This window comes from Streptomyces sp. M2CJ-2, from assembly GCF_016757295.1.
Taxonomy (GTDB): Bacteria; Actinomycetota; Actinomycetes; order Streptomycetales; family Streptomycetaceae; genus Streptomyces.
The window spans coordinates 32,267-51,573 of the sequence record NZ_JAESIF010000036.1 but is presented as its reverse complement, the minus strand read 5'-3'; the positions used below and the strand labels follow the sequence as shown (position 1 = coordinate 51,573).

Genomic DNA, 19,307 nt, shown 5'->3' with positions numbered 1-19,307 from the left:
GAACTCCGCCACCCGAACGAGTCGCGGCGCCGACGCCGTCGCCGGTGCCGGTGCCGGCTCCTCAGTTCACCCCGGCACCCACCTCCACCACCCGTCCGTACTGCTCCCGTACCTCCCGGTACCGCAGCAGCTCCGCCGCCACCGGGTCCAGGACGCGGGCCCGTCCGCACCCCGCGGCCGCCTCCCGCAACCGTCTCTCCGCCTCCTGCCCGTGCCGCCGAGCCGGACCGCGGGCGGCCATCCGGCAGCTCCACTCGATGAGCGGCCCGCCGATGATGCCGATCACCATCAGCAGCACCGGCACCCCCAGGTTCGGCGACATGAATCCGATGATCTGGCCCAGCAGCCACAGTCCGCCGACGAACTGGAGGATCGTCATGGACGCCTGGGCGAGCACGGCCACCGGCCACCAACCGGGCCGCGGCGGCCGCCCCGGGGGCAGGCCCGCGCGCACGGCGAGGGCGTCCAGCGTCTCGGGCAGCCCCTGGGAGCCCCGTACGGCGGCCTCGCGCACCGCCTGCGCCCAGGGCGCGGGCAGGCCCTCCGAGGCACGGTCGGACACCGTGCGCACCGCCTGCTCCACCCGCTGCCGGGCCGTGACCTCCTGGTCGGGCTGCGCCCGCTGCGGGAGCTTCCCGGTGGGCGGCCCTCCCTGGTCCTGGCACCAGCGCCACAGCCGCAGCCACGGGGTGCCGCACGCACGGTTGGCGTTGCGCAGCCACGCGCGTTCGGCCGCCTCGCCCGCCGCTCCGGCGCCCACGGCGTCCGCGAGCCGGTCCGAGAACTCCTCCCGCGCCTCCTCGCTCAGCCCGGCCCACCGGCGGTTGGCGTAGACGGGCCACAACCGGGCGGCGGCGACGTCGACGTCCGCGCCGATACGGCGGCCCGCGGCGCCGCGTTCGGCCACGAACCGGCCGAGCGCCTCACGCAGCTCGTCGACCCCGTCGCCGGTGAGCGCGGACAGCGCGAGCACCGTCGTGCCGGGTTCTCCGTACTCGCCCAGGGCGATGCCGTCCTCGTCGAGCAGTCGCCGCAGATCGTCCAGGACCTGCTCGGCGGCCTCCCCGGGGAGCCGGTCGATCTGGTTGAGGACGACGAACATGACCTCCGCGTGGGCGGACATGGGCCGCAGGTAGCGCTCGTGCAGCATCGCGTCGGCGTACTTCTCGGGGTCGACGACCCAGATGACCGCGTCGACCATGGCCAGGACCCGGTCCACCTGTTCGCGGTGCTGCACGGCCGCCGAGTCGTGGTCCGGCAGATCGACGAGGACCAGTCCGCGCAGCCGGTCGTCCGCGTCCGCCATCGCCTGCAGCGGGCGGCGGCGCAACCGGGGCGGGATGCCGAGCCGTTCGATGAGGCTCGCGGCGCCGTCGCTCCAACTGCACGCGATGGGCGCTGCGGTGGTCGGCCGCCGTACGCCGGTCTCCGAGATGGCGACCCCGGCCAGCGTGTTGAACAGCTGCGACTTGCCACTGCCCGTCGCGCCCGCGATGGCGACCACGGTGTGCTGCCCGGAGAGCCGGCGCCGCGCGGCGGCCTCGTCGAGCACCCGGCTCGCCCCGGCCAGCGTCCGGCCGTCGAGCCGGGCCCGGGACAGCCCCACCAGCTCGTGCAACGCGTCCAGCCGCGAGAGCAGCGGCGGGTCGTACACCAGGGGGGTCACGGTCTGCGGCGCGGGCTTCCGGGCCTCCAGCACGGTGGACCGCTCTCTCCCGGCGCTCTCGGTCCCAGCGATCCCGGTCCCCCGCCGCGCGATCAGCCCGTCGTCCCAGGGAACCTGCGCGGCCGGCCCCTCCGAGGGCTCCCCGTCACCGCCCTCCCCGTACCCGTCGTCCTCGCGCTTGTCGTCCCCTTCGACCCCGTGCTCGTCCTTCGCGTCCTGGGCCTCGGGGGACCCGGCCCCTGCGTCCGGGCGGTCGGAACGCTCAGGGTGCCCGGTGTGGTCCTGGTCAGTGACGGCGGTCACCGCTCACCTCTCCTTCTGCAGTACGGACAACGCGGCGATGAGTTCGGCCTGGGGCTCGGGATGCACCTCGAGCACGTCGAGCGGCGCGAGCCGACGCTCGCGTTCGGTGTGCATGATCCGGTTCACGTGCTGGAGAAGCAGTCGCCCGCCCCGGTCGCGCAGCCGCAACGCCCCGTGCGCGCCGATCCGTTCGGCGAGCTTCTCCCCCGCGGTCCACTCCCGGCGCCCGCTCAGCAACGCGGTGGCGGCCAGGGCGGCGACCGTCTCGGGGTCCGGCGCCGCGGCACGGTCGAGTTCGCGCACCTCTTCCTCGGCGTACTCCTCCAGTTCGCGCCGCCATCGCCGTACGGCCAGCCCGATCCGGTGCTCGACCCCCTCCACCGCCCCGGCGCGGTCGGTGAACTCCGGGGCGTTCGCGGCCGGTTCGCGCCGCCAGGCGGTGTCGACCCGCTCGTCGGCGGCGGTGACGGCGCACAGCAGCAGGGCGCCCAGGCTCTCCACGAGGGTGTCGAGGAGTTCGACGGGAGTGCAGTCGAGCGGGAAGGCGCGCCACCGCTTGAGCGCGTCGCCGGCGAGCACGGCCCCGGCCTGCAGCCGGCCGCGCAGCCGCGAGTGCTCGCTGTCGTACGCCCCGTCGACGGCGGAGGTGAGCCGCAGCGCGGCGGCGTGCTGCGCGGCGGCGGCACCGGCGAGTTCCGGCATGCGGGAGTTGAGGGAGTCGAGGATGCCCTGGGCGGTCCGCGCCATGACGTGTTCGCGGGCGACGGGGTCCTGCGTCTGGTGGATGAGCCAGGTCCGCAGCGCCGCCACGGCGGAGGCCGGCAGCAGCCCGCCGCCCCAGGCCGACTCGGGCAGCTCCGGCACGGTGAAGCGCGGTACGTGGCCGAGTCCGGCCTTGGTGAGCAGGGCGCCGTACTGCCGCGACACCTCGGCCACGACCTGGTGGGGCACCCGGTCCAGGACGGTCACGAGGCTGACGTCGTACTCCTTGGCGGCGCGCAGCATGTGCCAGGGGACGGCGTCGGCGTAGCGGGCGGCGGTGGTGACCATGACCCAGATGTCCGCCGCGCAGATGAGTTCGGCGGCGAGGACGCGGTTGTCGGAGACGAGGGAGTCGATGTCGGGGGCGTCGAGCAGGGCGAGGCCGGGCGGGAGGCTGTCCGCGGTCTCGATGCGCAGCACGCGCGCGGGGTTCTCGCCGGGGAGCAGGTGCTCCTCGGTCTCCTGCTGGGGCACCCACACGCGGGTGAGGTCGGGCAGCACCCGCATCCCGCTGAACCAGTGGTGGTCCTCCGGGTGGCAGACAAGCACCGGTGTGCGTGTCGTCGGCCGCAGCACCCCCGCCTCGCTGACCCGCCGCCCCACGAGAGAGTTCACCAGGGTGGACTTTCCGGCCCCGGTGGATCCCCCGACGACGGCCAGCAACGGCGCTTTGGGCTCTCTCAGGCGGGGCACCAGGTAGTCGTCGAGCTGCGCGAGCAGTTCGTCGCGGTTGGCACGCGCGCGTGCGGCCCCCGCCAGGGGCAGCGGGAAGCGTGCGGCGGCGACACGGTCGCGCAGGGCGGAGAGTGCGTCGAGCAGCTGAGGCCGTACGTCCAAGGTCACCACATGCGAAGAATGCCCAATTTCAGGGGAATTCTGAAGCATATGAGCATGTCTGCGCGCCGATCGGACACAAGGGGCAGAAGGGACGACTGGGGCGCGGGTGCGGTCGAGGCATAACGAGTGCACAACACCCGATGCGCGAGGGGCCGAAAGCGGTGCACGATTCGTACCCGCCTGCGATTATCGGGACCGCTTCACCGGACCTCCACATCGAGCCACGGAGGCGAAGCGACAGGGGCAGGGGCGCGGGAGCCCTATCCTTGTCCCCGGCAACGTCAGGAACCGGCCACACCCGGGCACCACGACAGTGGCCACCACACCCGGGCCCCCGTAGCTCAGTGGATAGAGCAGGCGCCTTCTAAGCGCTTGGCCGCAGGTTCGAGTCCTGCCGGGGGCGCAAACACCCAACGACCAGCGGAAACGCTGGTCTTCTTTCATTCTGGCGCGATGCACATCGCTACCGGACCAAGCGCCTTGACCGTCCACGATCGTGGGCGTCATGGTGTGGCGATGGCAGATGAGCGCTACAACATCGGGCCGATGGCTGCCTCATGGCTGCGCGCCCTCAAGTCGCAGAACAAGAGCGACAACACCATCCGAATTTATGGAAATGCCGTCAATTCATTCGGCAGGTTTCTGCTGAACGAAGAGAGCGGCTACCGCCCCGCCGTCGACGACGACGGCACCACCGGCCGCCAGGCGCCGACCGACCTCGACGAGATACACCGCGAGCACGTCGAGGCGTACATCGCCGCCACCATCACGAGGACGTCGCCGGCGAACGCGCACCAGCACTTCCGCGCGTTGAAGACGTTCTTCAACTGGCTGATCGACGAGGAGGAACTCGACCGCTCCCCCATGCGGACGATGAAGCCTCCGGCCGTCCCGGAGAAGGAAGTGCCCGTCATCCCCGACGAAGACCTAGCGAAGCTCTTCAAAGCATGCAAGGGGAGGACGTACGCGGACCGGCGCGACACCGCGATCTTGATGCTGTTCCTCGACACCGGGGTGCGACTGAGCGAGTTGACCGAACGCCGGGTCGGCGACCTCGACCTCGACATGATGGTGCTGCGCGTCCTCGGCAAGGGCGACAAGTGGCGCAGCGTGCCGTTCGGGCGGACGTGCGCGGCTGTCCTCGACCGGTATCTGCGGGCCGCAGCGAAGCACAAGGGGAAGCCACTCGAGGAGGACATGTGGCTGTGGTGGGGTGACCGCGGGCAGCGGGGGCACCGGCTCACCGTCTGGGGTGTCGGGCAGATGCTCAAGCGGCGGTGTGCCGAGGCCGGCATCGACGAGTTGCACCCGCACCAGTTCCGGCACACCTTCGCGCACCTGTGGAAGGTGAACGGGGGCAACGAAGACGATTTGATGAGGATCACCGGATGGAGATCGCGTCAGATGCTGTCGCGGTATGCGGCGTCGGCCGGCGCCGAGCGGGCGCGGTCGGCTCATGCCCGGCTGTCGCCGGCTGACCGGCTCGGCTGAACACACTTCGCCCCGGCTCCGGTACGTGTCGGCGCACCGGTGTCCGGGGCTCAGCTGTGCGGCGGCTGGTGGCGGTTATCAGACTCGCCGTACATTCATGTTCCCCACGAGCCGCGGCAACCGCGTGCACAGGAGCGCGAGGGCCGCGGCCTCCTCTATCTGCTGGGGATCATGAGCGAGCCGAACGACGGCCCCTAGATCGCGGTACAGCATGGGAACACCGCAGTCGAGCTCGGCCCGCTCGAGTCTCACTACTGTCACCTGATCCCCTATTCCCGCACGCCAATTCCGGGCAGCGGAAACAGAACGTGCGTTTGATACGCGCGAGGCCTGATCACCATATGGCGCAAAGAGCCACAAACACAGGGCGTATCACTAGCAACAGCGGGTTAGCGCATGACCAAGAACGCTCAGGCTAAACACGCCGTCAGTTAGATGTCACCCGTTCGAGTGACATCTAGGCTTCATGCTGCCAGCGTTCAGCGATCTCGAGCGCCTTGTCGGCCGGCGCCTCCTCGGCACCGATGACGCGGATCAGTTGCGCCGGTGCCCCACCGGAGAGCTCGGCGTCGGTGTATCCGATCACCTGGAGGTGTGCGGCTGCTGCAACGATCTCGCGGTCGAGGCCGAGGCCGGCGGCGACGGCGGACACGAGGTGCGGGGTGACGTCGTACCCCTGCCCCGCGATGATCTTTGCAACGAGGCTCTTACTCGGCGCCCATCCGGATTGAGGGTCCACAGCCGCGACGGCGAACTCTCTCGTGGACATGCGGCGCCCACGCCCCACATGTGCCTTCACGAGTTCCGTCAGCGCGTCTCGCTGCTGCGGCATCCCTCCGCCTCTCCCGGTGCTGTAGTCCACACCCACATTCGGATATGCGTGTGAAGTTGCAGGTCAGAACGTGCAACCTTCTTTGCCTGACGGACATTGTCCACGATCGCGGGCGGCGACGGGAGGGCGGGAGGAGAAGCGTCCGATTCTTGACCTAACCCATGCCTGCCCACGACCGTGGACACCGCTCGTACGATGTGCTCTACTGGGGTTGTCCACGATCGTGGGCAGCAAAACGGAGGAGCGCCATGACCCGTGCCCGGCTTCAGCTGACCGACAGTGACCTACTGCGCGGGCTGATGACCTGGGCACCGGGCGGCAACTCCCTCGACATCCGGAGTCTCGCCGGCGCCGTCGGCGTTTCGAAGAGCAAGATCCACGCACTGCTGAGCGGTGAGCGACCTTCGGTCACTCCGCAGGTTGCCGAGCGCATATGCGCGGTTCTCGACGTGCGACGCGACGCTCTTTTCTACACTCCACTGCCCACGCCCGCGGGCGTGGGCAGCCCTCGAAAGGAAGGAGATGGACGTGAACACGAACGAGCGATCGATGCGCATGAAGCTCGCGGCTCACACGAGCTGGGCGAACACGGCGGACCGGTCGGCGCGCACCGCCGCCGCCCGCCGCGCTAGCCACCACACGCGGTTCCTCGACATGGCGCGGGAGAAGCACCCCGACGCGACCGACGAGGAGATCGCCAAGGTCGCCGAGTCCCTGAAGAAGGCCCACTACCAGGGCCTGGCGCTGAAGTCCGCGCAGGCCCGCCGCATCAAGCGGGAGCAGGCGCAGCAGGACAAGGCCCGCCGCGTGCAGGCCGAGCTGGCCCAGGCCGGCGTGGGCACCGCCGCCTGACCCACAGCGCTCACCCGCTCTTGTGACCACGCAAGCGGGGCCGCCCGGACCTGCCCGTCCGTAACGGCCCCGCTCGAGATGTCCCCTCACCTCAACTACCTGAAATGGGGTTCGCGTGACCCACGCTACCCACCAGCCCGCAGTGCCCGCGACCAGCGAGCACGAGACCCAGGGCCCGTCTCTCCAGCAGGCGCACGCGCTGGCCGGCCGGATCATCGCCCAGCTGACCACCCAGCCCCGCGACATAGACCTCAAGCGCGAGTTCCACGGCGAGTACGGCATTCAAATTTTCTGGAGCCACGACGCGGCCGCCCTCGCCGCCTTCGCCGCCTGGGCCAACACCACCTGGACGCTCACCCCCAGCGAGACCAGCGTCGGCGTCTACGCCGAGACCCGGACCCGCGTCGACGGCGTCGCCGTGTGGGCCTGGACCCTGCTGTCCCGGCCCGAGGCTGACGAAGCGCAGCGGCTCCTCACTCCGCCCGCGGCCGAGAGCGTCCCCGCTCAGGCGTCGGCCGCCCCCGACGTGACCGCGACGCAGCCGACCCCCACGGTCGGCACGTCCCCGTCGTCCACCGCCGTGCCCGCCGTCCTCCCGCTCGCCGCCATGGCTGTCACCCCGGCCGCGGCGGTGGACGAGCAGGGCGGCGCCCAGTGAGCGGGCTCCTGCAGCACCAGCTGCACACGCGCCTCGAGCTGGCCGCGCAGATGCTGGACCTGCCGCTGACCGCGGCCCACGTCGAGCGCCTGGCCCTCGAGCTCACCCCCGCCGTCACGGCGCTCCTCGCCGAGCAGGCCGACACCCACGCCGAGACGGCACCCGTCCGCTACGCCGTGGTCGGCCAGGAGGTCGACGAGCAGGCCGGCATCGCGACGACCCGGTACGCCGGCTGCATCACACGGGTCAGTGTGGACGTCGACCTCGAGTCCCCGGCCGTGTTACTCGCCAACGAGTTCCGCATGCGGCAGCCGGACGTGGTCGCCACCGAGATCCCCACCGCGACCTTTCTGGGGCTGACCGTACAACCGCAGTCCCTGCACTCCTGGCGCTGGTGGCTCGACACCCTGAACATCGCCGCCGAAGCGGTCACCACGCAGGGCAACGCGGCTCACGCCGTCGGCGAGAAGGACGGCGTCGCCGTCCAGCTCTGCGGCGACGGCGTCCCGGCGCTCCTCACCGACCAGGGAGCGGCCCGCCTCATGGGCCTGCTCGCCGAGGCCGGCCGATGAGCACCGCGGCGAGCACCGCCGCGAGCGTCGCGGACTGGCTGCGCGCCGGCGGGATCGGCGTCTGCGCCTGGGCGGTCATCGCCGTCCTGGCCAAGGTCGCCGCCGACGCCACCGGCCCCAGCCCCGCCCCGCGGTCCTCCGCCGCGCCGGAGGCCAGGCCCAAGCGCCCGGCCCCGGCGGCGCCGCCCTGGCCGATCTACCCGCCGTCCGCCGGCAGGCACGCCGCCGGACCGGCCACCGCTTCCACCTCTCCCTCCCGCGTGCAGCCGTACCTCGCACGCCACAGCAGGAGGCCTGCCTCATGGACCTGATCACCGAGATCTACTTCGGGTGGGATCCGCTCACCCACACCGCCGACTGCGCGGCCCCCGTCTGGGACGTGGCCGAGCTGCGCCGCGCCGAGGGCGTCCGGCCTCGGCCGGCCAACGCCGTCGAGCATGCCTGCCTCAACCAGGGCTGCGGCCACGCCGACAGCTTCGGGCGGGTGCAGCTGCGGCTGCTGTGCCGGGACTGCGGCACTGTCCGCATCATCAGCGGCGAGCAGCTCACCGAGGTCCACACCCGCACCGAGCTGACCGGCTGGGGCCAGGCCCCCACCCAGTCCGGCGGTGTGTGGCTGTGGCCCGGCCGCCCCGCCATCCCCGGCGGCGAGCCGCACGAGTACCTCGTCACCCTGCAGGCCGCGGCCCTCACCCGCGACCTGCTGTACGGGATCGTCACCGCCTACCGCGACGCCACCGGCACCCGCCGCTGGATCGCCGGCGCCGCACCCGACCCCGACGGCGCGCACCAGATCAGCGCCCTGTGTTGGCGCCACGCCTCCAACGCCCTCGACTCGGTTGAGGAAGCGGCCGAGTGGGTGGTCGGCACCGTCGGCTCCCTCCCGCGCTCCATGGTGGTGGCCGTCTGATGACCGAGACGACCGAGCACAGCCCGCTCGAGGCGGTCCAGGCCCTGGAGTCGGGCGCGTTCCGACTGGGCCAGGTACTGCGCCGCGTCCTGGGCGAGCACGCGCACCTGCCCGTCCGCCGGATCTACCCGTCCGTCTACGTCTCCGGCTACAACGACCAGGAAGCCTCGACGACCGCCAGGGTGGAGATCGGCGCGGGCAGCATTGCCGGCGTACGCGCCTGGGCCGAGGCCCTGGGTGGCGAAGTCGAGGCCCGTATCACCGCCAGTGCCTATCCGTTCGAGCACGCCGAGTTCACGACGAGCATCAACGAGGTGCAGCTGGTTGTCACCGGCACGCGGAGCCTGTCCGAGGACGAGGCCGCCGCGTGGCAGGCACGGCAGACCGATGCCGGTGGTGGTAGCTGATGCGCTCCCGTTCTCAGCGCCCTCGTCTGCCCGAGGTCAGCGAGGGCCAGCAGCGTGCCCAGCATGCATGGAACAAGGGCCTGGTCGGCAAGGGCCGCCCGGCCGCCGACATGCCCGTGATCGAGGCCTGCGTGGTCGACGGCTGCGGTGTCACCGCCGACCGGCCCCAGCCGAACGCCGCCATGCTCCGCGTCCGCGTGCCCGACTCCGCCGAGCCCGCTCGCTGGTACTGCCCCGGTCGCTGCGCCGCCATCGGCCGCGCCCGCGCTGACCTCGCCACCATCGTCCCGGCCCAGACCGGAGACCAGGGGGCCGGGCAGTGACCGCCCGTACCGCCACCATCGCCGCCGTCCTGCGCCGCCCGCGTCTGCAGCGCCCGGTCCTCGCGCACGAGTTGCGGGAGCACCTGGTGCAGGGGATCGGCCCGGCCGGCACGGACAAGGAGTGGACGGCGACGGTGCCGCAGATCGCCGAGGCCATCGACACCGCCCTCCTCGAGGCGGAGCGGCGCGAGGAGAAGGACACCCGCCGGGGCCACCAGCCCCGGGCGGGCGGGTCCACTGCTCGCGCCGAGATCCTCGCCGTCCTGCAGGGCGCCGGCTACAACACGGCGGCCGCCGCCGACCTGGTGGCCCGGGCGTTCCGCGAGCCGCACACCGACCCGCCGGACCTCGAGTTCCGCGAGACCCGCGCGGGCGGTCACGCCCTGGTCGTCGAGTACGGGGACTGCGAGCTCATCGGGTCCTGCCAGTGCGGCCGCCGCCTCGGCTTCGTCACCCCGGATAAGCCCGTCGATGGCCTGGTCGGGCTGTGGGAGCGCCACACCACCACGGAGGTACCGGCCCGATGAGCCCCGACACCACCCGTGTCCTCGGCCAGATCGAGCGGGGCGAGATGTGGTGCGGACCCGATGCCGCCCGCGCGATCGCCGCCCGCCACGAGGACGCCTACGGCCACGCCTGGCCCCGCCCCATCACCGACCACGCCAACCCCGCGGACGAGGCGTGGGCGGACGCCCTCACCGTCCTGCCCACCCGCACCGCCCCCGAACGGAGCGCCATGTCCCCGCAGGCCCTGCCGCACGACCCGTACATCACCGCTGTCCTCGGCGCGCTCACCGCCGCGGGGCTGGAGCCCAGCCAGTGGTGGACGTCCGACGCCGAGACCAACCGGTACACCACCGGGCCGGACGCCGGCTGCACCACCCAGCTCGACGCCGTCCTCGTGTGGGAGGGCGACCACCCCGCCGTCAACACCGAGGCGCACGAGGACGGCATCACCCTCGTCTGGGAACACCCCGCCGAACAGTGGCAGTGGGCGCCCCGCAAACCCCACGGCGAGCTGAAGCGGGAGCCCGAGTTCCTGGACTCGCTGCCGAGCTGGGTGGACCCGGCCGTCGTCGTCATCGTCGCCCGGACCCTGCTGGCCGGAGGCCCGGCGCCCACCTCCGTCGGCCCGCTGTGGCTCGAGCACGAGCAGGTCCAGGCCGCCGTCGACGCATGGGCCGCGCAGGAATGAGCAGCTCCCGCCGACGCCCGGGCGCGTGCACGGCCATGGCCCCGCCGCACGCCCTGGCGTATGCGCGGCTGTACCCGTCCGGCTGGTGGTGTGCCCGCCACACCCCAGCCACGCAGGCCGGGAAGCCCGAGGCCCCGCCGGGCCCGGGCTGGCCCATCCACCGCCAGCCCCCACATGGCACCGACCCCGAGGCCGCCGACCCCACCGGCACCCAGCACGAACAGGAACCGTCGTCATGACCACACCGGTGACGCCCCGCATCCCGACCCCCGGCGACCTCGCCCGCCGCCCCGCGCCCAAGCCCGGCCCCCCGGCCCGTACCGCGCCGGCCCCGTCCGCGCCCCACGCCAAGGCTGCCCCGGAGCAGACTGCCGAGTCGCGGCCCCGCGCCGCGGACGCCATCGCCCCGGGCAAGCTGAAGAGCGACGAGCACTTCCGTAAGCACTACCTGTTCGGGCTCCGCTTCAGCGGCATGCACCCGCACGCCCGGCTCGTCGGCCACGACCTGATGTGGCGTGCCGTCCACGCCACCGGCCGGGTCAGCCCGAAATTGCAGCCCAGCGTCGAGGCCATCTCGATGGCGACCGGCCTGACCACCGCACAGGTCGACGTTGCCCTGCAGGTCCTGCGCACCCGCGGCTGGCTCTACGACCGCCTCGTCACGGAGGGCCCGCGCAGCGGTGGGACCGCCTTCGAACTGGCCATCCCCGCCTGGGCTCTCGAGAAGGTCCGCGCGCACCTGAAGCGCAAGCCGTCCGACCGCGGCGTCTGACCGCCCGTCAACTGCTGGGCGAGCGCTGACCACGCCGCGCCCGCCCAGCACATCACCGCCTGACCCGCCCCTGCCCGAAGGAACCTGATGTCCGCCGCCGCGCTCGCAGCCCTCCCGGCTGCACCGCACACCCAGCCGCAGCCCGCGGCCACGGGTGCGCACCCGCGCGCCGGCGGACTCACCATCAAAGTCCCCCTGCGCCTGGTCGTAGGCGCTCAGTACCCCGATGCGGCCCTGAGCGTCTACGTCAAGATCGCAGCCCTGGCCCTCCGCGAGGAAGGCTGCACCGCCCGCGTCACCACACTCGCCGAGTACCTCGGCATGTCAAAGTCCGCCGTCGAGCGCGGGCTGAAGAGTCTGCGTAACCCCGACCCCATCGACGGCCTGACCGAGGTCCCCACCGTCCGGCGTACCGCGTCAGGCGGGACGGGCGAGTCCGCGCACCGCGTCACCCGCCCCCTCACCGAGGGCGAGCTGTGGGTGCGCATCCCGGTCCGTGCGGCCGAGGCCCTCACACCCAGGCTGCTGCGCCTGTACGCGCTCCTCGTCTACGCCACCACCCGCCGCATCCCCGTGACCGCGGCCGAGCTCGGCGACATGCTGCACCACCACACCGGCAAGAAGGCCGGCGAGTGCCTCGGGGAGCGGCAGGCCCGCCGCCTGGTCGACGACCTCGAGACCACCGGCTGGCTGACCGTCCACCGCCGTGAAGGGCAGCAGGGCCGCCACGCCTACGAGACCCACCGCCACCCCTTGCACGCCGTCCCGGCCCCGGCCCCGGCCGACAGCCAGGCGCCGGCGGCCGCCGAAGCCCTCGAGGACCAGGCCCCCGTGCAGCTGGCGCTGTGGGGGGACGAGGCACCGGTCATTCATGACGGATCGGGTCCGGATCTTGGTGACGGATCCCTCGCGTCTAAGGAAGACCACCTGATTGACCGACCGGACGAGACGAAGGGGGTGGGGGTTACCCGCCGTAGGCGAGGTGACCGTAAGTGGGTCGCGGCCCCTGTGGATAACTCCACGGTGCCGGACACATTCGGGCCGAGCGTGTCTCGCGCTGCGCGCGGAAACCGCCCCATCCCCGCGCCCAACACCACCCCGACAGGCGACAGCCCCGGCGGCTACACCGGGCCGGAGCTGCGCTGGACAGCCCGCATCCACACCGCGCTGGCCCCGGTCCGCCACGAACTCAACGACGTCCGCCGGTTCGTGCTGCGGCGCATCGCCCGCGAGATCGGTGCCCAGCTCGACACCGGCATCAGCCCCGACCGCATGGCCGCCCGCATCCGCGCCCGCTACCGCACCACCATGCGCTCCGACATCCGCGACGTCGGCGCGTGGCTCCTGTCGGTCGGCATCGTCCACCGCGGGTGCGGTGTCCCGTCGTGCGAGGACGGCCATGTGTGGCCGACGGGCGAGCCGTGCGAGATCTGCGCGCAGCAGCGGCAGGTGCAGCGGGCGCAGTGGCGGGAAGCCCGCGAGCTCGAGGACCGCCTGCAGCAGCTGCGCGCCGAACGCGCCGCGGCCGCCGGCGGCCAGGAGCAACCCGGCCTGCCCGCGAAGAAGACCTTCCGGCAGCGCGATGCCGCGAGCGACGAGGAGATCCGGGCGGCGATCGCCGAGCGCGGCCCGGAGATCGCGCTGCACATCTACGGCCACTACAGGGTGCTGCCACTCCTGGCCGCCCTGCCCGACTCCACCGAGACCGGTAGCGACCGGAGGACCCACCATGCCCAGTGACCACGACGTCGCGACGTGCGACGACTGCTTCGCCCGGATCCGGTGGGCGATCACCGTGAACGGCCGCAGGCAGGCCGTCAACGCCGACCCCGATGAGACCGGCAACCTGGCCGCCCACCGGGACGGCACCGGCACCCTCAAGGTCCGCGTCCTTGGCGGCGAGCGGCCGACGCTCGAGCACGCCGAGTGGCAGGCCATGCCCCACGCCGCGACCTGCACCAACCGCCGCCCGCGGCCGCCGCGGTCCTCGAGCAGGCCCGGCCGGCGCGCCGTCGTCCGCTACGGCACCTGGCGGTGGAACCGGTGAACCGCGACGACCAGATCGCCGCCCTGCTCGAGGCTGGCACCACCTACCTGGAGATCCAGCAGCAGCTACGGGTCAGCTACGGGACCGTCCGTCGCGTCCGCGACGACCGGCGCATCCCCCTGCCGCCCGGGCGTGCCAAGCGCTCCCGCTCCGAGCTCGACGCTGTGGAGCAGCAGGCCATCGACATGCTCACCAGCGGCGCCACCGTCGAACAGGCCTGTGCTGCCACCCGGTTGACCCGTAACAAGCTCGCCTGGCTGCGGCGCGAGCACCGTATCCCTGTACCCGAGCGGGACCTCGTGGCCGGGCAGCGCCGCACCGTCGAGGAGGCGTTCGTCCTCTACGCCACGCCCACTGCGGACGGGCACGCACTGTGGACCGGGACGATGTCCGGCCGCATGCCCCAGCTGTACGCCGAGGGCCGGAGGCTGAACGCCCGGCACGTGGCGTTCGAACGGCACCACGGCCACTCGCCGACCGGGTACGTGCGCGCCGTCTGTACCGAGGCCGCGTGCATCGACGGCGCCCACCTGGCCGACGCCGTGATGCGCGGCACCGCCCCCGCGAGGAGCGGCCCGTGACCGTTGCCGCGCTGCACCGCCTCCTCGACGAGATCGACACCCAGGGCGGGCCCGAAGCCGCCCGCCAGTGGGCCCTCAGCCTTCCCGACCCCACGCCCGAGTCAGCCGCGGTGCGCGCCTGGGCGCAGCAGGCCGGCCTCGACTGCCCGTCGTACGGCCCGATCCCAGGCCGCGTCATGACCGCCTGGCGTAACGCCATCACCCCGCCCAAAGAAGGACCCGAACCCATGGCCCAGTCCGTACCCCGGCTCGATTCCATTCCCGACCTGCCGGTGCCGAATGCTCGCCCGGTCGGCGAGCCGCAGCCGCTCCCGATCGGCCAGCTCCTGAAGTGGGGCGACGAGCACCCCGACCCCAATGTGCGAGACCAGGCCGCCCGGGCGCGTGCCGTCCTGACCGGTCTGCGCCGTCGGCACGCCGCCGACCAGGAGCTGACCGCCATCACCACCGAAGCCGAGCAGCTGGAGAAGCGGCTCGCCGAACTCCGGGCACGTGAGGCCGAGCTGGCACCGGCCAAGCCGAAGACGAAGCGGAAGTCGCCCGAGTACTCCGCGACCGAGGTGCGCGCCTGGGCGGAGAAGAACGGCGTCGACTGCCCGGCCGCCGGCCGGGTCCCGAAGAAGGTCGTCGACGCCTGGCGTGAGGCCACCGGACAGACGGGCGCTGGCTCATGACCGAGACCGAGTGCGCACTGTGCCACCAGCCGATCCGGTCCGCCGCCGCGAAGAAGCGGCGGATCGGCTCCCGGTGCTGGCGCAAGCTCAGCCCCGCCCAGCGCGCAGCGATCCGCCGCAGCCCGAGCAACGTCCGCACCGCCCTCAACACGCCCGTGTCCGATGCCAACGGGCAACTCCCCATCTACCCGCAGGAGAACGATCAGTGATCGCCGAAGCCCTGGACACCATGTGGACCCTCGGCTGGGCCCTCACTGCCTGGATCGCTGTCTTCGCAGCCGTCGGCACCATCGTCATCTTCGCCACCATCGCGGCCGGAGCGTGGGCTACACGCGCCCTGTGGCGGGCCACCGCCGGCCCGTCCTGGCGGCGCAGTCGGCTCCGTGCCCGCATCCTCGCCCGCACCCGCACCCGGCGTGCCAGCGAGCCCGCAGAGCCGAACGACTACCGGGAGGCCGCCTGATGGGCCACGCCCTCGCCCTCGGCATCGTCTGCGCCCCGTTCATCTCCGCCGCCCTGTACGGCCTCGGCCGGGCAAGGCGCGCCCTAACCACCTACACCAGCGGGAGATCCCTTATGCCGCTCTTCCTCCTCGGCCTTGCTCTCGGTGGCCTCTCCGGAGGCGTCACCTATGGCCTCACCACAGACGGACAACTCTCCGCTCTCATCGGCGCCGTAGTCGCGGTCATGACCTGGCTCGGCGTCGCCGCAGTGATCTTCATCGACGACTAGGAGACGCCCGTGTCCAGTCCCCGCCGCTACCAGCACGCCGCCACCGCCGGCGCCGTCCTCCTCGCGGCCGCCACGATCGGCGCCATCCTCCACCGCCAGTACACCCCGGCCTGCGGGTTCGCCATCGGCATGCTCATCCTCACCGAGGCCGCGCTCCGCGAACACCGGCGCATCCGGCGGACCAAGCTCGAGTGCGAGTGGGCCAGACGCCGCGAGCTCGGCGAGAACCCTGCGCCGCTCAACCCGTGTTGCCTCCTCGCCCGCCACTCCCACGGCCAGGCCCACGACCGCAAGTGCACCAGTGACCACAGCCTCGCCACGTTCATCGCCCAGATCGAAGCAGAACACGGAGGCACCCCATGACCTCTCATCCCGTCCCCGCGCGCAGCACGCAGAAGACAGCGGCCGCACCCGAGCGCCTCGTCATCGACTGCCATGCCCTGTACCAGCGGGTGTACCGAACGCCGGACGGCATGCGCGCCGTGCAGGCGTGGCTGCGCGCCAACAGCATCAACCCGGACGACCTGCCCGTGCACTCGGAGTTGGTCATCGAGAACAGCGCCTTCGGCATGGTCATCCGCTACGAGACGTATCGGATCAACGAGGACGGCCGGAGGTACGTCGACCCCAACGACCCGGACCGCGCGGCCACCGAGAACCGCACCGCGTTGCTGCAACTCCCGCCGCCCGCCGACTGGATGGCCTTGACCGAAGGGGAGCAGCGAACCGCCAGCGCAAGCTCCCGCCGCTCTCCCGGCCGGAGGGCTGCCCCATGGCACGTCTGATCATCCGCAGCGCCGTGCCCGGGCAGGAGCTCGCCGCGCACCCGGACACCCTGCCCGTCCTGCACCGGCTGCTCCAGCCGTACCGGCAGCAGCCGGCCGCTGCCCCGGCGACGGCCCGAGCCCTGGGCGCCGGGTGGCCCGAGCTGCCGCTCGTCCTGGACGACACAGTCGACCGCGGCGAGGTCCACCTCCGCCCTGTCCGCCCGGGCCCGGCATGACCGAGACGCCGGCCGTACGGCGGTTCCGTCTCCACCTCGCCCACCAGCTGCTGGACGGCTGGGTGGAGCCGGACGGCCGGGCCGTCGCCATCGAGGACGAGGAGTACGGCCTCACCGCCTCGGCACCCACCCTCGAGGACCTGGTCCGCGGCTACGGCGGCGGCCGCATCGAATGGCTGCCACCCACCCAGCAGCACCCCGCACCACCAGCACCGCAAGGAGACCCCCGGTGACCACCACGCCCCACCACGGCCCGCCCTGCAGCGCGGCCACTTGCCACCGCGGCCTCCACGACCACGAGCTCGACAACCGCCAGACCATTTGCAGCCCGTGCGTGCACGTCATCGGGGTCTGGCTGACCGCCGAGCTCCCCCGGCAGATCATCGTGCTCGAGGGCTCCCGCCAGCGGGAGACCACCGGCGCGTCCGCCGGCGGCCGCACCGTCCACCGCACCGCGCCCCTGCCCGGCCGCGACGACGTCCTCAACTTGCTCGGCCCCGCCGCCTGGTCCGACGGCATCCGCGACCCGTACGGCCAGGCCGCAGCCGACCAGCACGGCACCCTGCCCATCGCCGGCGTCCTCGTCCACTGGGCCCGCCTCGTCTGCGATGAGCGCCGCTGGAACCCGCCCGCCGTCCTCACTCCGCAGGCCCTCGCCGACTGGCTCGCCTGCACCGCGGTGCTCGACTACGCCTCCCGCCGCCCGTGGGCCGGAGTCCTGCGCGACGAACTCGCCGAGCTGATACGCACCATCCGCGCCGTCACCCGGCTCCGCCCCCAGCGCCGGCCGGTTCCACAGCCGTGCCCGCGCTGCGACAGCCTCACCCTCGTCGAGACCGACCACCAGTTGTACGTCGACTGCACCACCTGCGAGTCCATGTTCACCCGTGACGAGCTCGCCCTCGCCGCCCGCATCACCGCCGCCACCCTTGCCGAGGCCAGCGTCTGAACCTGAGGAGAACCCCGTTTGCCACCACGGACAGCACACGGCCCGCCGTCCCCCTCAGGGTGCGGCGGGCCGCCACTGGGATGGTGCCCCCTCCCGGTGCGCTCACGACCGTACGCCGCAGGCCCGGGCATGAGGAAGCCCCCGTCTCAACATGATCGAGACGGGGGCTTCCTCATGCCCGGGGCTACGGTCGCCGGTCCGCGTAGGGCAGGGCGACCCGCTCCGCATCTTGATCCGCGTACAGGCTGGTCATGTCTCGCTCTCCCTCTTCGGTCGCGTCGTGCCTGAGCCCTTGTAGTCGCGGAACACGTCCTGAACGGTGCTGAGCTTGATATCCAGGTGAGCTGCGATCTCCCGGTATGACATGCCGGCGCCGTCGTTCCACAGCTCGCGGATCAACTCACTGCGCTCCCTGGACCACTCCCGGTTGCGCTTGACCTGGTCGGCCATGATCCGGCTACGGGCGCGCACCCGCTCCACTCGATCGGGGATCCGATCGACAGCGTCCAGGGCGTCCGACACTCGGCGCACCTCCTCGTCACTCATTCCCGGGCCCTTCATTCCGGTGGGCCGCTTGCAATGAACTGTAGGGGACCCCTACAGTCAGGAGCAAGCAGTCCGCTGCTGACGCACAAAGGCCCCCGGCCCGCTGAGTTGGCGCTCCGGGGCGGGGGCCGGACCCACCCTGAAGCGATCGAAGGAGCAGGTCCGTGGCTGACCTTACCCAGCCCCCCGACATCGACGTAGCACTCCGCGTGCTGCTCACCGAGCCGAGCTACGGCGCGCAGGTCCTGATCGTCACCGCCCGCATGCTCGAGCTCGACTCCACCGAGCCCCTCACCCGGCTCTCCAGCGAGCACGCCCTCGACATCGCCGCCGACACGATCCTGCGGAACCTGCCCGACGTCGTCTGCAGCGACAGCATGTCCCGCGCCTACCGCGCGCTCCCGCCGCTGGCGCAGATCACCCGCGGCGAGTACGCGCTGCGCCTGCGCGCCGCCGCCAAGGAGCTCGGCTGATGGCCGCCCGCTACGGCCGCGGCCAGGCCCTGACCAACCGGCAGGTGCACACGATGCTGCTCGAGATGGCCGACAAGCTCGAGCGGGTCCGGCCCGACGAGCCGATCACCACCATCGGCCGGCACGCCCTGCTGCAGGCGACCACCATGGACCCGCCGCTGCTGAGCACCCTGCGGGAGCGCGCGCCGGAGATCGACGGTGAGCTGGTCCGCCGCGCGTACGCCGCCCAGCTGCGGCAGAGCGCGAGCGAGACCGGAGCGCCCACCCCCGTGCAGGCCCTCACCACCCGCGTCCTCACCCTCGCCGCCGACAACCTCCGCCCGTACGAGACCAGCCCCGGCTGGGTCCCCGGGCACACGACGCCGGTCTGCATGACCGACGGACTCCGCGACATCGTCATCGGCCGCGCGCTGGACACCGTGCTCACCACGGTCCGCCAGTACGCGACGCAGAACGCGGTCCGGGCCGCCGTGCGGGCCGTGCTGCCGCCGGTGGCCGGCAGCGTCGGCGAGTACGCCGCCCAGCTGCGGAAGACGGAGGCGCCGGCATGAGCGAGCCCAAGCCCCAGCTGCCCCCGCTCATCACCGAGCCCGCCACCGTCGAGGCCTGCGCCGCGGACTACGCGGCCCGGGACCAGACCGGGCAGGCCGCCACCCAGCACGGCACCGTCTACGCCGCCGCGCAGGACGGCATCCCCCGCACCACGGGCGGCCACTGATGCC

Annotated in this window: 32 protein-coding genes and 1 tRNA gene; 29 read left to right on the top strand and 4 right to left on the bottom strand. The window is 72.4% G+C overall.

Annotation, left to right across the window (positions count from 1 at the left end):
• Positions 1–61: 61 nt before the first annotated feature.
• Together JL475_RS24550 and JL475_RS24545 are read right to left on the bottom strand one after the other, a co-directional pair.
• On the bottom strand, positions 62–1,969 hold the full coding sequence (locus tag JL475_RS24550; protein ID WP_202280089.1) for a YfjP family GTPase: 1,908 nt from the start codon (positions 1,967–1,969) through the stop codon (positions 62–64).
• A 3-nt stretch (positions 1,970–1,972) separates the two neighbouring features.
• A complete protein-coding gene (locus tag JL475_RS24545) occupies positions 1,973–3,577 on the bottom strand; it encodes a dynamin family protein (protein WP_202280088.1) in 1,605 nt (534 codons plus the stop codon).
• A 321-nt stretch (positions 3,578–3,898) separates the two neighbouring features.
• Here JL475_RS24545 and JL475_RS24540 point away from each other — a divergent pair.
• A tRNA-Arg gene (locus JL475_RS24540) sits at positions 3,899–3,971 on the top strand.
• Between the two features lie 113 nt (positions 3,972–4,084).
• Positions 4,085–5,059 carry a tyrosine-type recombinase/integrase gene (locus JL475_RS24535; RefSeq protein WP_237408130.1) on the top strand — a complete coding sequence of 325 codons (975 nt, stop codon included), beginning with the start codon at positions 4,085–4,087 and terminating at the stop codon, positions 5,057–5,059.
• A 457-nt stretch (positions 5,060–5,516) separates the two neighbouring features.
• On the opposite strand, the gene JL475_RS24530 is transcribed toward JL475_RS24535, so the two are convergent.
• A complete protein-coding gene (locus JL475_RS24530; RefSeq protein WP_237408128.1) occupies positions 5,517–5,891 on the bottom strand; it encodes a hypothetical protein in 375 nt (124 codons plus the stop codon).
• Positions 5,892–6,052: 161 nt separating this feature from the next.
• Here JL475_RS24530 and JL475_RS41740 point away from each other — a divergent pair, with 161 nt between their 5' ends.
• From JL475_RS41740 to JL475_RS24410, 24 genes are all read left to right on the top strand, one after another.
• Entirely contained in the window at positions 6,053–6,523 is a 471-nt protein-coding gene (locus tag JL475_RS41740; protein WP_368860240.1) for a helix-turn-helix domain-containing protein, read from the top strand.
• Entirely contained in the window at positions 6,420–6,743 is a 324-nt protein-coding gene (locus JL475_RS24520) for a hypothetical protein (protein WP_307825143.1), read from the top strand. Before JL475_RS41740 ends, JL475_RS24520 begins: the two co-directional genes overlap by 104 nt.
• 115 nt (positions 6,744–6,858) lie before the next feature.
• A complete protein-coding gene (locus JL475_RS24515; RefSeq protein ID WP_202280086.1) occupies positions 6,859–7,401 on the top strand; it encodes a hypothetical protein in 543 nt (180 codons plus the stop codon).
• Positions 7,398–7,973, top strand: a complete 576-nt coding sequence (locus JL475_RS24510; protein ID WP_202280085.1) for a hypothetical protein — start codon at positions 7,398–7,400, stop codon at positions 7,971–7,973. Before JL475_RS24515 ends, JL475_RS24510 begins: the two co-directional genes overlap by 4 nt.
• On the top strand, positions 7,970–8,284 hold the full coding sequence (locus JL475_RS24505; RefSeq protein ID WP_202280084.1) for a hypothetical protein: 315 nt from the start codon (positions 7,970–7,972) through the stop codon (positions 8,282–8,284). The genes JL475_RS24510 and JL475_RS24505 overlap by 4 nt, the downstream gene beginning before the upstream one ends.
• Positions 8,275–8,883: a hypothetical protein gene (locus tag JL475_RS24500; protein WP_202280083.1), complete on the top strand. Its 609-nt coding sequence runs from the start codon at positions 8,275–8,277 to the stop codon at positions 8,881–8,883. The genes JL475_RS24505 and JL475_RS24500 overlap by 10 nt, the downstream gene beginning before the upstream one ends.
• Positions 8,883–9,290, top strand: coding sequence for a hypothetical protein (locus JL475_RS24495; protein WP_202280082.1), 408 nt, complete (start codon positions 8,883–8,885; stop codon positions 9,288–9,290). The genes JL475_RS24500 and JL475_RS24495 overlap by 1 nt, the downstream gene beginning before the upstream one ends.
• The gene (locus tag JL475_RS24490; protein ID WP_202280081.1) at positions 9,290–9,613 is read left to right on the top strand and encodes a hypothetical protein; all 324 of its coding nucleotides are present in this window, start codon (positions 9,290–9,292) and stop codon (positions 9,611–9,613) included. Before JL475_RS24495 ends, JL475_RS24490 begins: the two co-directional genes overlap by 1 nt.
• The gene (locus tag JL475_RS24485) at positions 9,610–10,140 is read left to right on the top strand and encodes a hypothetical protein (RefSeq protein ID WP_202280080.1); all 531 of its coding nucleotides are present in this window, start codon (positions 9,610–9,612) and stop codon (positions 10,138–10,140) included. The genes JL475_RS24490 and JL475_RS24485 overlap by 4 nt, the downstream gene beginning before the upstream one ends.
• A complete protein-coding gene (locus JL475_RS24480) occupies positions 10,137–10,808 on the top strand; it encodes a hypothetical protein (protein WP_237408125.1) in 672 nt (223 codons plus the stop codon). Before JL475_RS24485 ends, JL475_RS24480 begins: the two co-directional genes overlap by 4 nt.
• Complete coding sequence (locus JL475_RS24475) at positions 10,805–11,047, top strand: hypothetical protein (protein WP_237408123.1); 243 nt, start codon at positions 10,805–10,807, stop codon at positions 11,045–11,047. Before JL475_RS24480 ends, JL475_RS24475 begins: the two co-directional genes overlap by 4 nt.
• Complete coding sequence (locus tag JL475_RS24470; protein WP_202280079.1) at positions 11,044–11,580, top strand: hypothetical protein; 537 nt, start codon at positions 11,044–11,046, stop codon at positions 11,578–11,580. Before JL475_RS24475 ends, JL475_RS24470 begins: the two co-directional genes overlap by 4 nt.
• Before the next feature lie 87 nt (positions 11,581–11,667).
• Complete coding sequence (locus JL475_RS24465; protein WP_202280078.1) at positions 11,668–13,320, top strand: hypothetical protein; 1,653 nt, start codon at positions 11,668–11,670, stop codon at positions 13,318–13,320.
• Entirely contained in the window at positions 13,310–13,627 is a 318-nt protein-coding gene (locus JL475_RS24460; protein ID WP_202280077.1) for a hypothetical protein, read from the top strand. The genes JL475_RS24465 and JL475_RS24460 overlap by 11 nt, the downstream gene beginning before the upstream one ends.
• Positions 13,624–14,208 (top strand): hypothetical protein, encoded by a 585-nt coding sequence (locus JL475_RS24455; RefSeq protein ID WP_202280076.1) that lies wholly within the window; start codon positions 13,624–13,626, stop codon positions 14,206–14,208. The genes JL475_RS24460 and JL475_RS24455 overlap by 4 nt, the downstream gene beginning before the upstream one ends.
• Complete coding sequence (locus tag JL475_RS24450; RefSeq protein WP_202280075.1) at positions 14,205–14,882, top strand: histone-like nucleoid-structuring protein Lsr2; 678 nt, start codon at positions 14,205–14,207, stop codon at positions 14,880–14,882. The genes JL475_RS24455 and JL475_RS24450 overlap by 4 nt, the downstream gene beginning before the upstream one ends.
• Positions 14,879–15,091, top strand: coding sequence for a hypothetical protein (locus tag JL475_RS24445; protein ID WP_202280074.1), 213 nt, complete (start codon positions 14,879–14,881; stop codon positions 15,089–15,091). Before JL475_RS24450 ends, JL475_RS24445 begins: the two co-directional genes overlap by 4 nt.
• Entirely contained in the window at positions 15,088–15,345 is a 258-nt protein-coding gene (locus tag JL475_RS24440; protein ID WP_202280073.1) for a hypothetical protein, read from the top strand. Before JL475_RS24445 ends, JL475_RS24440 begins: the two co-directional genes overlap by 4 nt.
• Positions 15,345–15,614 carry a hypothetical protein gene (locus JL475_RS24435; RefSeq protein ID WP_202280072.1) on the top strand — a complete coding sequence of 90 codons (270 nt, stop codon included), beginning with the start codon at positions 15,345–15,347 and terminating at the stop codon, positions 15,612–15,614. The genes JL475_RS24440 and JL475_RS24435 overlap by 1 nt, the downstream gene beginning before the upstream one ends.
• A gap of 9 nt (positions 15,615–15,623) precedes the next feature.
• Entirely contained in the window at positions 15,624–15,977 is a 354-nt protein-coding gene (locus tag JL475_RS24430) for a hypothetical protein (protein ID WP_202280071.1), read from the top strand.
• Entirely contained in the window at positions 15,974–16,399 is a 426-nt protein-coding gene (locus tag JL475_RS24425) for a hypothetical protein (RefSeq protein ID WP_202280070.1), read from the top strand. Before JL475_RS24430 ends, JL475_RS24425 begins: the two co-directional genes overlap by 4 nt.
• Positions 16,387–16,617, top strand: a complete 231-nt coding sequence (locus JL475_RS24420; protein WP_202280069.1) for a hypothetical protein — start codon at positions 16,387–16,389, stop codon at positions 16,615–16,617. Before JL475_RS24425 ends, JL475_RS24420 begins: the two co-directional genes overlap by 13 nt.
• Positions 16,614–16,850 (top strand): hypothetical protein, encoded by a 237-nt coding sequence (locus JL475_RS24415; protein ID WP_202280068.1) that lies wholly within the window; start codon positions 16,614–16,616, stop codon positions 16,848–16,850. The genes JL475_RS24420 and JL475_RS24415 overlap by 4 nt, the downstream gene beginning before the upstream one ends.
• The gene (locus JL475_RS24410; protein ID WP_202280067.1) at positions 16,847–17,566 is read left to right on the top strand and encodes a hypothetical protein; all 720 of its coding nucleotides are present in this window, start codon (positions 16,847–16,849) and stop codon (positions 17,564–17,566) included. The genes JL475_RS24415 and JL475_RS24410 overlap by 4 nt, the downstream gene beginning before the upstream one ends.
• A 249-nt stretch (positions 17,567–17,815) precedes the next feature.
• Here JL475_RS24410 and JL475_RS24405 read toward each other — a convergent pair whose 3' ends face one another.
• A complete protein-coding gene (locus JL475_RS24405; RefSeq protein WP_237408121.1) occupies positions 17,816–18,112 on the bottom strand; it encodes a helix-turn-helix domain-containing protein in 297 nt (98 codons plus the stop codon).
• A gap of 164 nt (positions 18,113–18,276) precedes the next feature.
• Here JL475_RS24405 and JL475_RS24400 point away from each other — a divergent pair, with 164 nt between their 5' ends.
• From JL475_RS24400 to JL475_RS24390, 3 genes are read left to right on the top strand one after another with little or no spacing between them, the layout of a single operon-like run.
• Positions 18,277–18,585 (top strand): hypothetical protein, encoded by a 309-nt coding sequence (locus JL475_RS24400; RefSeq protein WP_202280065.1) that lies wholly within the window; start codon positions 18,277–18,279, stop codon positions 18,583–18,585.
• Positions 18,585–19,136, top strand: a complete 552-nt coding sequence (locus JL475_RS24395) for a hypothetical protein (protein WP_202280064.1) — start codon at positions 18,585–18,587, stop codon at positions 19,134–19,136. The genes JL475_RS24400 and JL475_RS24395 overlap by 1 nt, the downstream gene beginning before the upstream one ends.
• Complete coding sequence (locus JL475_RS24390) at positions 19,133–19,303, top strand: hypothetical protein (protein ID WP_202280063.1); 171 nt, start codon at positions 19,133–19,135, stop codon at positions 19,301–19,303. Before JL475_RS24395 ends, JL475_RS24390 begins: the two co-directional genes overlap by 4 nt.
• Positions 19,304–19,307: the final 4 nt, after the last annotated feature.